At 69.4% G+C, this 14,511-nt stretch carries 12 protein-coding genes and 1 pseudogene; 10 read left to right on the top strand and 3 right to left on the bottom strand.

Annotated elements, in window-relative coordinates:
• Window positions 1-5: 5 nt before the first annotated feature.
• The 3 genes from AX769_RS02145 to AX769_RS02135 all read left to right on the top strand — a co-directional run bounded on the left by AX769_RS02145 (window position 6) and on the right by AX769_RS02135 (window position 2,493).
• The gene (locus tag AX769_RS02145) at window positions 6-662 is read left to right on the top strand and encodes a hypothetical protein (RefSeq protein WP_157887395.1); all 657 of its coding nucleotides are present in this window, start codon (window positions 6-8) and stop codon (window positions 660-662) included.
• A 140-nt stretch (window positions 663-802) separates the two neighbouring features.
• Entirely contained in the window at window positions 803-1,657 is an 855-nt protein-coding gene (locus tag AX769_RS02140; RefSeq protein ID WP_082763424.1) for a YcnI family protein, read from the top strand.
• Window positions 1,657-2,493 (top strand): copper resistance CopC family protein, encoded by an 837-nt coding sequence (locus AX769_RS02135; RefSeq protein ID WP_082763423.1) that lies wholly within the window; start codon window positions 1,657-1,659, stop codon window positions 2,491-2,493. The genes AX769_RS02140 and AX769_RS02135 overlap by 1 nt, the downstream gene beginning before the upstream one ends.
• 475 nt (window positions 2,494-2,968) lie before the next feature.
• Here AX769_RS02135 and AX769_RS02130 read toward each other — a convergent pair whose 3' ends face one another.
• Together AX769_RS02130 and xylA are read right to left on the bottom strand one after the other, a co-directional pair.
• Window positions 2,969-4,525, bottom strand: a complete 1,557-nt coding sequence (locus tag AX769_RS02130) for an FGGY family carbohydrate kinase (RefSeq protein ID WP_066275419.1) — start codon at window positions 4,523-4,525, stop codon at window positions 2,969-2,971.
• A gap of 124 nt (window positions 4,526-4,649) precedes the next feature.
• Window positions 4,650-5,843 (bottom strand): xylose isomerase, encoded by a 1,194-nt coding sequence (gene xylA, locus AX769_RS02125; RefSeq protein WP_066283063.1) that lies wholly within the window; start codon window positions 5,841-5,843, stop codon window positions 4,650-4,652.
• A gap of 122 nt (window positions 5,844-5,965) precedes the next feature.
• Here xylA and AX769_RS02120 point away from each other — a divergent pair, with 122 nt between their 5' ends.
• From AX769_RS02120 to AX769_RS02110, 3 genes and pseudogenes are all read left to right on the top strand, one after another.
• Window positions 5,966-7,153 (top strand): Gfo/Idh/MocA family protein, encoded by a 1,188-nt coding sequence (locus tag AX769_RS02120; RefSeq protein WP_066275412.1) that lies wholly within the window; start codon window positions 5,966-5,968, stop codon window positions 7,151-7,153.
• 43 nt (window positions 7,154-7,196) lie between these two features.
• Window positions 7,197-8,215: pseudogene (locus tag AX769_RS02115) on the top strand (sugar phosphate isomerase/epimerase family protein).
• A 9-nt stretch (window positions 8,216-8,224) separates the two neighbouring features.
• On the top strand, window positions 8,225-9,031 hold the full coding sequence (locus tag AX769_RS02110; protein ID WP_066275410.1) for a hypothetical protein: 807 nt from the start codon (window positions 8,225-8,227) through the stop codon (window positions 9,029-9,031).
• Here the strand turns inward: AX769_RS02110 and AX769_RS02105 are convergent.
• Window positions 9,028-10,050 carry a LacI family DNA-binding transcriptional regulator gene (locus AX769_RS02105; protein WP_239451908.1) on the bottom strand — a complete coding sequence of 341 codons (1,023 nt, stop codon included), beginning with the start codon at window positions 10,048-10,050 and terminating at the stop codon, window positions 9,028-9,030. The two genes, AX769_RS02110 and AX769_RS02105, sit on opposite strands and share 4 nt — an antisense overlap.
• Before the next feature lie 192 nt (window positions 10,051-10,242).
• Here AX769_RS02105 and AX769_RS02100 point away from each other — a divergent pair, with 192 nt between their 5' ends.
• Genes AX769_RS02100 through AX769_RS02085 form a run of 4 tightly spaced genes read left to right on the top strand, consistent with a single transcriptional unit; the run spans window position 10,243 to window position 14,473 of the window.
• Window positions 10,243-11,463 (top strand): sugar ABC transporter substrate-binding protein, encoded by a 1,221-nt coding sequence (locus tag AX769_RS02100; protein ID WP_066275407.1) that lies wholly within the window; start codon window positions 10,243-10,245, stop codon window positions 11,461-11,463.
• Window positions 11,464-11,485: 22 nt separating this feature from the next.
• Complete coding sequence (locus AX769_RS02095) at window positions 11,486-12,451, top strand: carbohydrate ABC transporter permease (protein ID WP_066275404.1); 966 nt, start codon at window positions 11,486-11,488, stop codon at window positions 12,449-12,451.
• A 31-nt stretch (window positions 12,452-12,482) separates the two neighbouring features.
• Window positions 12,483-13,298 carry a carbohydrate ABC transporter permease gene (locus AX769_RS02090; protein ID WP_066275401.1) on the top strand — a complete coding sequence of 272 codons (816 nt, stop codon included), beginning with the start codon at window positions 12,483-12,485 and terminating at the stop codon, window positions 13,296-13,298.
• Window positions 13,295-14,473, top strand: a complete 1,179-nt coding sequence (locus tag AX769_RS02085) for a Gfo/Idh/MocA family protein (protein ID WP_239451907.1) — start codon at window positions 13,295-13,297, stop codon at window positions 14,471-14,473. Before AX769_RS02090 ends, AX769_RS02085 begins: the two co-directional genes overlap by 4 nt.
• The last annotated feature ends 38 nt before the right edge of the window (window positions 14,474-14,511 follow it).

Raw genomic sequence — 14,511 nt, 5'->3', positions numbered from 1 at the left:
GCAGAGTGGGCGACCGACGGGGTGGCGACATGGGGTCGAGGCGGGCGAGAGCCCTCCGCGGTCTCGGCGTCGCCGTCATCTCCGTCGTGACGGCCGCGCTGTCGCACGTGATCGCCGGAGGCGCGGCCCCGGGTGGGCTCGGCACCGGACTCGCGCTGGTCTTCGCGATCCTCGCCTGCACAGCCCTCGCGGGGCGGCGCCTGTCGACACCGCGGCTGATCATCGCCGTCGCCCTCAGCCAGCTCGTCTTCCACGTGCTCTTCAGCCTCGGCGCCGCGATCCCCGAGGCCCACGGGCACAGCGTCACCATGCTCGGCATGGTCATGTCGGGCGGCAACACCGCGCACCTGCCCGCGCTGACGACGCCGCGCGGGGTCAGCGCCCTCGAGGTCGCAGGCGCGCGGATGTGGCTCGGGCACGCCGTCGCGGCCGTCGCCACGATCGTTCTGCTGCTCCACGGCGAACGAGCGCTTGCGGTGCTGCTGCGAGTCGCCGCCGAACGCCTCGCGGTGCTCGTCTCGGTGGTCGCCGCGCTTCCATCTGCTCTTGCTCTGCCGCGCGGGCGTCGGTTGCTCGCGCTCGGCGACCGACGCGGCGTCCCCTCGCTCGACGTCCTTCTCTCGACCCGCCCCCACCGCGGGCCGCCGTCTCCGGCGCTCTGACACCCACCACCACGCAGAGACCTGATCGCAGGCCTCCCTGTCGTCGTGCGCTGCCCCTGCCCCTCTCCTGCGTTGAGTCGAGGGTCGGGCCGACAGCGCCGATGGCTGCTGGCGCCTGCGATCGCAGACAGAGAGAACCCATGAGAAAACGCATCATCATTGGCGCGGCGGCCGCCATCCCCTTCGCTGGGCTGCTGGCGCTGGCGGGGCCCCTCGCCGCGTCGGCCCACGTCCACGTCAGCCCCGAGTCGGCCCCGCCCGGCGACTACGCGACGCTGGCGTTCACAGTACCGACCGAATCGGCGACGGCCTCGACCGTCAAACTCGAGGTCGACTTCCCCACCGCACACCCGTTCACCTCGGTCGAGTACCAGCCCATCCAGGGCTGGAAGGCCGTCGTCACCACGTCGAAGCTGGCCACGCCGGTGAAGGCGCAAGGCGGCGACATCACCCAGGCCGTCACGAAGGTCGTCTGGACGGCCGACCCCGGCGACGGCATCGAGCCCGGCGCGTTCCAGCAGTTCATCGTGTCGGCGGGCGCCGTGCCCGACACCGGCAAGGTGCTGCTGCCGGCGACGCAGACCTACAGCGACGGCAGCGTCGTGAAGTGGAACGAGCCGACGCCCGCCTCGGGCACCGAGCCGGAGCATCCTGCCCCGACTCTCTACATCAACGACACCCCGCCAGCCGACCCCGACCAGGGCATCGTGGCGGCGACGAGCTCGGCGGCGCCGGTCGCGGCCGGGTCGAGCACGCCGCTGTCCTCGTCGTCGTCCGACTCGTCTGCGGGGCTCGGTCTGGGGTTCGGCATCGGCGGGCTCGGGCTCGGCGTGATCGCGCTGATCGTCGCGGCGCTCGCCTACGCGCGAGCGGGGCGGCGGCCTGGTGCGGCGGCCGCGGTCGGCGATGGGTCGTCGGGCGGGACGTCGGGCGGATCGTCGGCCGCTCCGTCGGCCGGGCCGGCGGCCGGGCCGGCGGCCGGGCAGGGCGACTGATGGGCAGGCCGGCAACTCCGTCGCGGCGCGCTCGGGCGGCGGCCGCTGTCGCCGTCGTGCTCGCGGCGGGGCTGCTGGCCCTGGCCCCGGCGGCCTCGGCCAGCGCCCACGACTACCTCGTGCAATCGACGCCCAAGGCGGGGTCGACCGTCACGAAACCCCTGTCGAAGGTCGTGCTCACCTTCGACGACCGCGTGCTCGACCTCTCGGGTGACGGCTCGTCGAACATCGTCGAAGTGACTCACGGCACGAAGCACTTCGAGACGGGCTGCCCGACAATCGCCGACATCAATGTCAGCGTGCCGGTGAAACTCGGAGGCAGTGGCAAATACGCCATCACCTGGCAGATCGTGTCGGCCGACGGCCACGTCGTGACGAACTCGATCGACTTCGACTACACCAAGCCGCAGGATGCCACGGCCGCCGCGGGCGCGAAGTCTCGGCCCACCTGCGGCGACCAGACCTCGTCGAAGTCGGGGTCGTCCGGCCAGACGGCCTCGGCCGGGTCGGGCACCTCGGGGTCGTCGTCGTCGAACGCCCTTCCCGTGGCTCTCGGCGTCGGCGGCGGGATCATCGTCGCGGCACTCATTGTCGTGGCGGTCGTGCTGACGCGGAGCCGTTCGGCTGCGGGTGCGGGTGCCGACGGTGCCGGCGATCCTGCCGGCGGTCGGTCTGGCCGTGTCGCTGGCGGCGGGAGCGGCGGAAGTGGCCGCGCGGGTGCCGGCGGTGCCGGCGGTGGCCGTGCCGGTGGTGGCGCGGGCTCGGGCGGCCAGCGCGAGCAGCCGCAGCGGCCGGGCCGGTCTCGGCGGAAGCCGCCGCCTCCACCCGGCGACTAGCGCCACCGCGCGGCCTTGAGAACGCGCCCGTCGTCGTGCCGGCTCTGGCTGGCCGACGACGGGCGCGATCTCGCGCGTCGACGGGGGCGCCGGGGGCGCCGGGGCGCGAGATGGCCCGTCCGGCCGCCCAGGCCCCGCGCAAGGGGTCGGACGGGCCATTTCGTCAAGGGCTGCGACACGAGATCGCAGTTGGGCCGGTTTCGGCGGCGGCCGACCTGCCAGAGTGCGATCTGGCTCGCCGACGGACGCTGGGGCGCGAGATGGCCCGTCCTGCGCCCCGGTGTCGGGGCGGCGGTCGGACGGGCCACTTCGGCGCCCGGCCAGAGCCCGCGAAAGCGCAGTTCGTCCCGTTCGGCGACGCGCGGCCCGGTCGAAGTGCGATCCCGCGAGGCGGGCCTCCCCGCGAGGCGGGCCTCCGCCAGCAGACTGGCGGCAGCCGCCGTCGCGCCACCGCGGCGGCGCCACCGCCGCGGCGCTACGGCCGCGGCAGCGACCCCAGCTGCTGCGCGGCGCGGTACCGCTCGCGCACGGCGGGCGCCACGGCGGGCTCGAGCGTCGCGGCGATGGAGAGCGGCCAGACGGGCCTCGACCCGCCCAGCACCCAGGCTGCCTGGCGAGCGGCGCCATCGGCCACGTACTCGCCCGGCGACGGCACGGCGACCGGCACGTCGAACACCTGAGCCGCGACGGCTTGCACCGCGGGGTTGAGCGCGGCCCCGCCGACGAGCAGCACTCGCTGCGCGGTGACGCCGAGCGAGCGGACGGAGTCCATCCCTTCGGCGAGCGAGCAGACGAGGCCCTCAACGGCGGCGCGGGCGAGGTTTTCGCGGGTGGTGCCGGCGAGGGTCAGGCCGGCCAGGGTGGCTGTGGCGTCGGGGAGGTTGGGCGTTCGCTCGCCCTCGAAGTAGGGGACGAGCGAGAGGCCGCCCGATCCTGCGCCCGCAGCCAGGGCGAGACGCGCGAACTCGTCGTGGTCGACGGCGAGCAGGGTCTCGACGCTGGTCAGGATGCGAGCGGCATTGAGCGTGGCGATCAACGGGAGGAATGCCCCGGTCGCGTCGGCGAACCCGGCGACGACACCCGACGGGTCGGTCGTCGCCTCGGAGGTCACGGCGAAGGCGGTGCCGCTGGTGCCGATCGAGATGACGACGTCGCCGACCGAGGCGTCGAGCCCGAGGCCTGCACCGGCGTTGTCGCCCATGCCCGGGCCGACCACGATGCCGGCCGGGATTCCGGGGGAGGCTGCCGTGGTGCCCGCGGCCTCGGACGGGCCCAGGACGCGGGGCAGGATCACCGCGTCGGATCCTGCGCCCTCACCGCCCGAAGCAGACGGCCTTGGCGAGGCAGGCGCAGCAGGCGCGGCAGGCGCAGCAGGCGCGGCACCCGCCTCGCGGGCCGGCCGCCCGAAGGCCATCTCGAACAGGTCGAAGTCGTACCGCCCGGTCGAGGGTGTCCAGTACGACGTGCCGCTGGCGTCCGATCGGTCGGTGACGAGCGCGTCGAGGTCGGGCCCGAGGGGCGACCCCGAGCGGTCGTCGTCGGCGCCGGCGGGGCCGTAGCCGAGGAGGCGCCAGGTCAGCCAGTCGTGGGGGAGGGCCACCGCGGCAACCCGCGATGCATTGCCCGGTTCGGCATCGCGCAGCCAGCGCACCTTCGCGGCGGTGAAGGAGGCGACGGGCAGGGACCCGGTGCGCCGGGCCATCTCGCTGGCCCCGACCTCTTCGAGGAGGGCAGCCGCGGCGGGAGCGCTGCGGGTGTCGTTCCAGAGGAGCGCGTCGCGGACCAGGCGCCCGGAGGAGTCCAGGGTGACCATTCCGTGCTGCTGCCCGGCCACCGAGATCGCCGCCACGTCGTCGAGCCCGCCCGCTGCGGCGATCGCGTCGCGGAGGGCGTCCCACCAGCCGTCGGCCGACACCTCGGTGCCTGCCGGATGAGCGGCGCTGCCCGACCGCACCAGCTCGCCGGAGGCGGCGTCGCGGATCACGACCTTGCAGCTCTGGGTGGACGAGTCGATTCCGGCGACCAGCGTCATCGGTCGTTCCTTTCGGGATGGAGCGGGTGGGCGAGCGAGGGCAACGCTAAACCCTCGCCGGCGGCAGTCGCGCAACGCCTAGGCATTGCGCGCACGCCGACGGCGGGGGTTTGAGGCGGCCGAACTAGCCTCGAGCGCCCATCAGGTGCTCGACGGCGAGCTGCTGCAGGTGTACGAAGCCGAACGACTTGCCGCCGAAGTACTGGTCGGTGTCGAAGTCCTCGTAGGCCGAGCGGTCGGCGAGGAGGTCGTCGTACGACTCGCCCTCGTTCAGCGTCGGCACCGCGAGCTCGGGCACCTTCGAGGCCTTTAGGGCCTCCTGCACCTCGGGGTCGGCACGGAACGCCTCGGTGCGCTCCTTGAGCAGCAGGTACATGCGCATGTTGGCGGCGGCCGACGACCAGACGCCGTCGATGGCGTCGGTGCGCGACGGTTTGTAGTCGAAGTGGCGAGGGCCGGTGTAGGCGGGAACGCCGCCGGGGCCGCCGTGCTCGAGCAGGTCGACGAGGGCGAACGCGTTCTGCAGATCGCCGTGGCCGAACACCAGGTCCTGGTCGTACTTGACGCCGCGCTGGCCGTTGAGGTCGATGTGGAAGAGCTTGCCGTGATAGAGCGCTTGGGCGATGCCGGCCGCATAGTTGAGCCCGGCCATCTGCTCGTGGCCGACCTCGGGGTTGATGCCGACGAGTTCGGGGCGCTCGAGCGAGTTGATGAAGGCGAGGGCGTGGCCGAGGGTGGGCAGCAGGATGTCGCCGCGCGGCTCGTTCGGCTTGGGCTCGATGGCGAACTTGATGTCGTAGCCCTTGTCGGTGACGTAGTCGCCGAGCAGGTTGACGGCCTCGCGGTAGCGGTGGAGGGCCTGCTGGATGTCTTTGGCCGAGTCGTACTCGGCGCCCTCACGGCCACCCCACATGACGAACGTCTTGGCGCCGAGCTCGGCGGCGAGGTCGAGGTTGCGCAGCACCTTCCGCAGGGCGAAGCGTCGTACGTCGCGGTCGTTGGAGGTGAAGCCGCCGTCTTTGAAGACCGGGGCCGAGAAGAGGTTCGTCGTGATCATCGGCACGATGAGGCCGGTGTCGCTGAGCGCACCCTTGAGGCGGTCGATCTGGTGCTGGCGCTTGGAGTCGGTCGAGCCGAACGCGAACAGGTCGTCGTCGTGGAAGGTGAGGCCGTAGGCGCCGAGCTCGGAGAGCTTGTTGACGGCCTCGACCACGTCGAGCGGCGGGCGCGTCGGGCCGCCGAAGGGGTCGTTGCCGTTGTAGCCGATGGTCCAGAGACCGAACGAGAAGCGGTCTTCGCGGGTGGGCGTCGTTGCCATGATCATCCTGATCGTCGAGGGATTTGTTGTCGCCGAGAACATATCGCGGCAAGATGGGAGATGCAAGAGTGGATAGCCTGTTCGCACCTCGACGCTGTCTGCAGCCCGACGAAGGAGTCGTCATGACCGATGCCACCCCCACACCCCTCAACGTCGCCATGGTCGGCCACGGCTTCATGGGGGCCGCGCACTCGCAGGCCTTCCGAGTCGCACCGCGGTTCTTCGACCTTCCGCTTGCACCGGTCATGTCGACTCTCGTCGGTCGGAACGTCGAGGCCACCGCCAAGGCGGCTGAGAAGTGGGGCTGGCAGAAGACCGCGAACGACTGGCGCGAGGTCGTCGCCGACCCGTCGATCGATCTGATCGACATCTGCTCTCCTGGTTCGACCCACGTCGACATCGCCGTCGCCGCGCTCGAGGCCGGCAAGCACGTGCTCTGCGAGAAGCCGCTCGGCAACACGGTCGACGAGGCCGAGCTGATGGCCGCTGCCGCTGCGAAGGCGGCCGAACGGGGCGTCTTCGCCATGGTCGGCTTCACCTACCGCCGCGTGCCCGCGATCACGTTCGCCCGAGACCTCGTCGCCCAGGGCCGCCTCGGCGAGATCCGCCGCATCCAGGCCAACTACCTCCAAGACTGGCTCGTCGACGAAGACGGCCCGATGACCTGGCGTCTCGACAAGGCGAAGGCAGGATCCGGCTCCCTCGGCGACATCGGGGCGCACGCTATCGACGCGGTCCAGTTCATCACCGGCCAGACGCTCGAGAGCGTGTCAGGCCTCCTCCACACCTTCGTCACCGAACGTCCCCTCCTCGACGAGAGCGTCGAGCAGACGAGCCTCGGCGGCGTCGCGAGCGACGAGCGCGGGCGGGTGACGGTCGACGACTCCGCACTCTTCACCGCGCGGCTGAGCGGCGGTGCCCTCGGCCAGTTCGAGGCCACCCGTTTCGCAACCGGCCGCAAGAACGCGTTCCGCATCGAGATCTCCGGGTCGAAGGGCGCCATCGCGTTCGACCTCGAGCGCGAGAACGAGCTCGAGTTCTACGATGCGTCGGCGCCCGCGACCGAGCTCGGCTTCAAGCGCATCCTGGTCACCGAGCCAGAGCACCCCTACTACGCCGCCTGGTGGCCGACGGGCCATACGCTCGGCTACGAGCACGGGTTCTCGCACCAGCTCGTCGACCTCCTCGACGCGCTCGCGGCTCACCGTCAGCCCACCCCGTCGTTCGCCGACGGGCTGCAGGTGCAGCGGGTGCTCGACGCCGTCGAGCGGTCGTCCGACGCCGGCAGCGCCTGGACCCCCACCCACTGAACGCAGTCACGACAACCTCGCAAAGGAGCGACCCATGGCCAGCATCACCCGACCCGTCACCCTGTTCACCGGCCAGTGGGCCGACCTGCCGTTCGAAGAAGTCTGCCGCCTCGCCGGCGAGTGGGGGTACGACGGGCTCGAGATCGCCTGCTGGGGCGACCACTTGGATCCTGACCGCGGGGCGACCGACGATGCGTACATCGCCGATCGCAAAGCCATTCTCGAGAGGAACGGCCTGCAGGTGTTCGCCATCTCGAACCACCTCAAGGGCCAGGCCGTCTGCGACGATCCCATCGACCAGCGCCACCGCGACATGCTGCCCGACAGTGTCTGGGGCGACGGCGACCCCGAAAGCGTGCGTCAGCGCGCGGCTTCAGAGCTGAAGAACACTGCGCGCACGGCCGCACGCCTCGGCGCCGCGACCGTAACCGGCTTCACGGGCTCGGCGATCTGGAAGTACGTCGCGATGTTCCCACCGGTGCGCGACGAGCTCGTCGAGGCCGGCTACCAGGACTTCGCCGACCGCTGGAACCCCATCCTCGACGTCTTCGAAGAGGTCGGCGTCCGCTTCGCTCTCGAGCCGCACCCCAGCGAGATCGCCTACGACTACTGGACGACGAAGAAGACCCTCGAGGCGATCGGCCACCGCAAGTCGTTCGGCATCAATTGGGACCCCTCGCACATGGTCTGGCAGGATCTCGACGCGGTCGGCTTTCTCTGGGACTTCCAAGAGCACATCTTCAACGTGCACTGCAAGGACACGAAGAAGCGTCTCAACGGCCGCAATGGCCGCCTGTCGTCGCACCTGCCGTGGGCCGATCCGCGCCGCGGCTGGGATTTCATCTCGACCGGCCGCGGCGACGTGCCGTGGGAGGACGCCATCCGCATGCTCAACGCGATCGGCTACACCGGGCCGCTCTCGGTCGAGTGGGAGGACGCCGGCATGGATCGGCTCGTGGGCGCCCCGAGGCCCTGGAGTTCGTGCGAGGGCTGAGTTTCGCGCAGCCGTCGTCCGCCTTCGACGCGGCCTTTTCGACCAATGCGGCCCCCGACGAGCGCTAACGTATAAATATGTCAGACATGTGGCCCTCCCGCGTCGCTCTTCTCTCCGTGATGGCCGTTGTGCTCGCCGCAGTCGTTTCGGGCTGTGCCGCCGGCCCGGGTTCGTCGTCGGCTTCTCCGGCCGTGCCGCAGCTTGACGCGCACGTCGCCGGCGAGTTGGACACGGCGCTTGCAGCCGTCAAGCAGAACCCCGGTGTCGAGACGGCGACCAAACGCATCCTGATCACCCAGACGTTCAAAGACAAGAACGGCCGCGACGTCACCCCGGAGGGTCTCGACGCGTGGAACGATGCTCAGCTGAATCCGGGCTCGACCGAGCCGACATCGCCGAGTGGCATTCGTCAGGGAGTGCCGACGGAGAGACCGACGCCGCCCCCCGGGAGCACGGAGTCGCACGTCTTCTCCGCCTCCTTCACCGTCGAGATGAAGCCTGACGCCTCGGCGTCGCAGACCGGCATGGTGCCGACGACGATGGCGAAGAAGATCGCGTGGACGGCCGTGAACCTGTCTCTCGACACGCCGGCCGCCGACGGGCGCATCGCGACGACCACGTCCTACTCGGGCACGTTCGATCAGACGATCCCGATCGAGACGTCGACGGCGGTCGCCGATGGCATGACTGCCATCGCCGAATTCCCCGGCCTCACCGGAGTCGAGGCCGGCATCCCGTACACGCTCCGCGTCGACTACGGCAACCTCAATCTCGAGGGCCGGCTTTCTGAGGATCAGCAGGCCCGGCTCCGGGCCGTCATCGCCGGCACGATCTTCAAAGACACCACCCTGCACGGCGCGATCCCCAACGGGGCCAAGCCCTAAGCCGAGGTGGGGGCGGGCCCCGTGCTGCCGGCCACGTGCAGCACGCACGGCAGCAGCACGTGGGGCAGCTCGGTCGCCGGGCCGTCGAGCTGGCGGATGAGTGCCTCGGCGGCGAGCTTGCCCAGCACGCGGCCGGGCGCGTTCATCGTCGACAGCGGCGGGTCGTGCTGCGCGCCGGCCTCGCTGGAGGTCGCGAGCGAGAGCACCGAGATGTCGTCGGGCACCCGCCGGCCAGCAGCCGCGAGGCCCGACAGCAGGCCGAAGGTCGAGTCGTCCTTCATGATCAGCGCGGCCGTCACGTCGGGGTCGGCCACCAGCAGATCACGTGCTGCCTGCCGGCCGCCGGGCGCGGACGGCCCGCAGCTGACCACGGTGCCGACGAGCCCGCGCTCCTCGCAGAGCGCCCGGAACGTCGCCTCGGCCCGCAGGTGAGGCGCGTAGCCCGCCATCGGCGTCCCTTCGAGGTCTTCGATGACGAGGCCGAACCGGCGGTGCCCGAGTCCCTCGAGGTAGTCGAGGCTGTCGCGGACGGTGGCCTCGAAGTCGATGTCGACGTAGGGCAGAGCGTCAGGATGCCGGGTGCGCCCGATCGAGGTGAACGGCACCTTGAGCTCGGCCAGCTTGTCGATCCGGGGGTCTTCCATCTTGACCTCCATCAGGATCACGCCGTCGACGAGGCCGCTCGAGATGAGGTCCGTCAGGTCGTCGCCCGTGGTCTCGACCGGCCAGAGCACGAGGTGGTAGCCGAGATCGGAGGCGCGCGCCGCGGCCGCGGTGAAGAACTCGAGGGCTGTGACTCGCATCCGGTGCTCGACCGACGGGACCAGCAGCGCGATGATCCGGGTGCGCTTCGAGGCGAGAGCGCGGGCGATGGCGTTGTTGCGGAAGCCCAGGGCGGCCATCGAGGCCTGGACCCGCTCGCGTGTGGCAGGTGAGACCTTCTTCGTGTTGTTCACGACGAAGGAGACGGTGGCGATCGAGACGCCCGCGTGAGTGGCCACCTCCTGCATGGTCGCCATGCGGTTCCTCCTCGGTCAGTGGTCCAAGCGTAGTGAGTTCGCGACGAGAAATTCCGTTAAAGCGCTTTACCATCTAAGCGCTTTACTGCTACGGTCGTGCCACTCGGGATCGCAGTGAGGCGCTCCGGCTCCTCCTGGGCTCGACTCGCACCGATCACCCCCCTGCACAGTTCAGCAAAGGAGCTAACTCGCATGAAGAAGCCACGTCTCATCGCCGCGGTCGCCGCCGCAGCCTTGATCCCTCTCGCGCTCGCCGGATGCTCGTCCGGAGGGTCCTCCTCGTCGGGCGGCAAGGTCTCGCTGAACCTCGAGGACTACTACACGGCTCCGCAGGCCGCCGTCATGGACAGCGTCTACCAGGGCTGCGCCTCGCAGCTCGGCATCAAGGTGTCGTCCACGCACGTCCCCGGTGCGGGCCTCATCTCGAAGGTGCTCCAGCAGGCGTCGTCGAAGACCCTGCCCGACGTCCTGATGCTCGACAACCCGGACGTGCAGCAGATCGCCCAGTCGGGCGCCCTCTCGCCGCTCTCCGACTACGGCATCACCGGCAAGGGCTTCGCACCCGGGGTCGTCAAGGCCGGCACCTACGACGGCAAGCTCTACGGCCTCGCCCCGGCAGTCAACTCGATCGCCCTCTTCTACAACACCGACATGTTCGCCAAGGCCGGCATCACGACGCCGCCGAAGACCTGGGACGAGCTCTCGGCCGATGCCACGAAGCTCACCTCGGGCAGCACCTACGGCTTCGCACTCAGCGCTGCTCCCACCTACGAGGGCACCTGGGGAGTCCTGCCGTTCATGTGGTCGAACGGTGGCAGCGAGAAGAACATCGACACGCCTCAGACAGCCCAGGCCATCGGGTTCCTCGCCAGCCTCGTGAAGGACGGCTCGATGTCGAAGAGCTCGGTCAACTGGACCCAGGGCGACGCGCTGAACCAGTTCACGGCAGGCAAGGCCGCGATGATGATCAACGGACCCTGGAACCTCGCCGCTCTGGCCAAGTACCCGAGCATCAAGTGGGCCTCCGTGCCGATCCCGACTCGTGTGGCCGGCCAGACCGTCGTCTCGCCGCTCGGCGGGGAGACGTTCAACGTGCCCCAGACCGGCAACAAGACGACGATGGCCGCCGCCGGCAAGCTCGTCAAATGCATCACCGACTCCAAGAACCAGGTGAAGATCGCCAATGGCGAGGGTGACGTTCCCGCCTCGCTCGCCACAGCGGCGACCGTCGCCGCCTCGAACAAGCAGATCGCCCCGTTCGCGACCATCGTCAAGACAGCACGAGCTCGCACCGGCCTCCTGGGACCGAAATGGCCCGCCGCCGCGACGAAGATCTACACCGCCGAACAGCTCGCTCTGACCGGCAAGGCGACTGCTGCGGCAGCCGTCAAGCAGGCCCAGAACCAGCAGTAGAGGTCGATCGAGAGGAATCCTGATGACTACTGCAGACCTGCGCAGCAAAGCTCCGAGCCTGATCGCGCATCAGGATGCCCCTCCCTCGCCGTCGAGGCGCAAGGCGCGGCTCCGGGAAGGCCTGGTCCAGTGGGCCTTCCTGGTGCCGGCCATCGTCTACATCGTGCTGTTCTTCGGCTATCCCATCGTGAAGAACATCCTGATGGGGTTCCAGGACTACTCGACGTCCACCTTCTTCACCGGGGTCGCCCCGTGGGTGGGCATCCAGAACTACGTCACCGTGATCTCGAGCGACCTGTTCTCCACGACGCTGATCAACACCGGCCTGTTCACGGTCGGTTCGATCGTGGGACAGTTCGTGATCGGGATGGCGCTGGCGCTCTTCTTCCGCAACAAGTTCCCCCTGAACAACGTCCTCCGGTCGTTGCTGCTGATGCCGTGGCTCCTGCCGCTGATCGCGTCCAGCGCCGTCTGGAAGTGGATCCTCGATCAGGACAGCGGCGTGCTGAACCAGACGCTGCTGTTCCTGCATCTCACCCCGGCGGCGGTCCCCTGGCTCGCCAGCCCGAACGTGGCTCTGCTGAGCGTCGTGATCGTGAACATCTGGCTCGGCATCCCGTTCAACGTGACGATCCTCTACTCCGGTCTGCAGGACATCCCCGAGGAGCTGTACGAAGCCGGCTCGCTCGACGGGGCGACGGGGTGGAAGGCGTTCCGCCACATCACCTGGCCGAACCTCCGCCCGGTCGTGACGGTGGTGCTGGTGCTCGGCGTGGTCTACACGCTCAAGGTGCTCGACATCATCCTGGGGCTCACCGGGGGTGGGCCCGCGAACTCGACCGAGACCCTCGCCACGAACTCCTACCAGAGGTCGTTCGTCGACTTCTCGTTCGGGCAGGGCGCTGCCGTCAGCAACATCCTGATCGTGATCTCGCTGATCTTCGCCCTGATCTACCTGGCCACGAACCGTCGCGCCGTCGACGACTAGCCCATCGACTACCAGAGAGAGTGTGACTTCGATGAAGACGTCAAAGATCCGCCAGGTGCCGATGACGGTGCTGGGCATCATCTTCCTGTGCATCATGATCTTCCCCATCTACTGGATGCTCAACTCCAGCCTCCAGACCAACGGCTCCGCCACGTCGAGCTCGTTCTTCCCGCTGCACCCGGACTTCTCGGGCTATCAGACCGCCTTGTCGCAGCAGACGGGCAACCTCGTCACCAGCCTGATCATCTCCATCGGATCGGTGATCGTGTCTCTGGTCATCGCCGCACCCGCGGCGTACGCGCTGGCGAAGTTCAAGATCAAGTGGATCAGCGTCGTGCTGATCGCCTTGCTGATCGCGCAGATGATCCCGGGCATCGTGATCGCGAACGCCCTTTACACGGCGTATAACCACCTGGGCCTGCTGAACACTCTCCCGGGCCTGATCCTCGCGGACGCGTCCAACGGGATCCCGTTCGCGATCCTGATCCTGCGGGCGTTCATGGGATCGATCCCGCCGTCGCTGGTGGAGGCCGCCCGGGTCGACGGAGCCTCTCACTTCCGGGCGTTCGTCTCCATCGTGCTGCCGATCAGCCGCAACTCGATCATCACCGCCGCGCTGTTCTCGTTCCTGTTCACCTGGAGCGATTTCGTCTTCGCCCTGACATTGACGACCGGCAACTCGATCAAACCGGTGACGCTGGGCATCTACACCTACCTCAGCGGCAACGTGCAGCAGTGGTCCCCGGTCATGGCGACCGCGGTGCTCTCGTCGATCCCGGCGATCGTGCTGCTGATCTTCGCCCAGCGCTACATCGCGGCCGGCGCCCTCGGCGGGGCAGTCAAGTGACCTTCGAGAGACTGCAGGATCCGACGGCTCCGGTGCGCATCGTGCTGGTCGGAGCCGGATTGATGGGCCGCAACTGGCTGACGACCCTGACAGGGTCGCGCGACGTGGTGGTCGCCGGGATCGTCGATCTCGACATCGATCTCGCCGAGGCGGCCCGGGCCGACTTCGGGCTGGCCGGCGCCGTGGTGGGGGCCGACCTGCTCGGGGTCGCCCGCGCCGCCCGCGCCCAGGCCGTGATCAACGTCACGGTGCCGAGAGCGCACCTGCCCATCAACACCGAAGCCCTCTTCGCCGGGCTGCCCGTGCTGTGCGAGAAGCCGATCGCCCCGACTGTGAGCGAGGCTCTCGTCGCCGCGGCCACGGCCGAGGCCGCTGGGCAGCTGCTGATGACGAGCCAGAACCGCCGGTACTACAACTCGCTCGCGTCGTATCGGGACGCCCTTGGAGAGATCGGCGAGCTGGCGCTGCTCACCACCGAGTACGCGAAAGAGGCGCACTTCCCGGGCTTCCGAGAGCAGATGCCCCACCCGTTGCTCGTCGACATGGCCATCCACGCGTTCGACGTCGCCCGCTACGTCCTGAGGCTCGACCCCGTCTCGGTGTGGTGCGAGACCTACAACCCGGGCTGGAGCTGGTTCGACGGCGACACGATCGCCAACGCGGTGTTCGAGTTCGAGAGCGGCGTCCGCTACCGGTACACCGGCACGTGGACGACTCGGGGCCTCCTGACATCCTGGAACGGCGTCTGGCGGGCGAGCGGTTCGCACGGCACAGCGACCTGGGACGGCGAACGTGACGTCGAGGTCGAGCGCGCCAACGCCGAGGCCGCGCTACCCGGTACGGGTTCCAGCGTCGTCGTCAGCAGGGGTTTCTCGACACCGATGCGCGACGACGCCCCGGAGGAGATCGCCGGCTCGCTCGCCGACTTCATCGACGCTCTGAGAACCGGCCGCGTTCCCGAGAGCGAGGTCCACTCCAACGTCCGCAGCTTCGCCATGGTCGAGGCGGCGGTGAGATCGGCCGACACGGGAAAGCGCGTGCGCATCGACTCCGTGCTCGACGAGGGCTACACCGCGGCCCTCGACGCGCCGTTGCCCGACGAGGTGCGCGCGGTGCTGGTGTCGTGGGGGACGGCTCGCGCCGGTCTCGATGCCGTGCCGGCCCCGGCATCCTGATTTCAATTCTCGAATCCCGACCGTACAAGAAGGAACGA

This window comes from Frondihabitans sp. PAMC 28766 (assembly GCF_001577365.1).
GTDB lineage: Bacteria > Actinomycetota > Actinomycetes > Actinomycetales > Microbacteriaceae > Frondihabitans.
Note: the sequence above shows the minus strand (reverse complement) of the source record. Positions and strands in the feature narration are given on the sequence as shown.

Excerpts from the sequence above, each read along its gene's own strand:
- AX769_RS02120 (WP_066275412.1), top strand. The coding sequence starts at position 5,966 with ATGACCGATGCCACCCCCACACCCCTCAACGTCGCCATGGTCGGCCAC.
- AX769_RS02095 (WP_066275404.1), top strand. The coding sequence starts at position 11,486 with ATGACTACTGCAGACCTGCGCAGCAAAGCTCCGAGCCTGATCGCGCAT.
- AX769_RS02105 (WP_239451908.1), bottom strand. The coding sequence starts at position 10,050 with ATGGCGACCATGCAGGAGGTGGCCACTCACGCGGGCGTCTCGATCGCC.
- xylA (WP_066283063.1), bottom strand. The coding sequence starts at position 5,843 with ATGGCAACGACGCCCACCCGCGAAGACCGCTTCTCGTTCGGTCTCTGG.
- AX769_RS02110 (WP_066275410.1), top strand. The coding sequence starts at position 8,225 with ATGTCAGACATGTGGCCCTCCCGCGTCGCTCTTCTCTCCGTGATGGCC.
- AX769_RS02130 (WP_066275419.1), bottom strand. The coding sequence starts at position 4,525 with ATGACGCTGGTCGCCGGAATCGACTCGTCCACCCAGAGCTGCAAGGTC.
- AX769_RS02135 (WP_082763423.1), top strand. The coding sequence starts at position 1,657 with ATGGGCAGGCCGGCAACTCCGTCGCGGCGCGCTCGGGCGGCGGCCGCT.
- AX769_RS02100 (WP_066275407.1), top strand. The coding sequence starts at position 10,243 with ATGAAGAAGCCACGTCTCATCGCCGCGGTCGCCGCCGCAGCCTTGATC.
- AX769_RS02140 (WP_082763424.1), top strand. The coding sequence starts at position 803 with ATGAGAAAACGCATCATCATTGGCGCGGCGGCCGCCATCCCCTTCGCT.
- AX769_RS02090 (WP_066275401.1), top strand. The coding sequence starts at position 12,483 with ATGAAGACGTCAAAGATCCGCCAGGTGCCGATGACGGTGCTGGGCATC.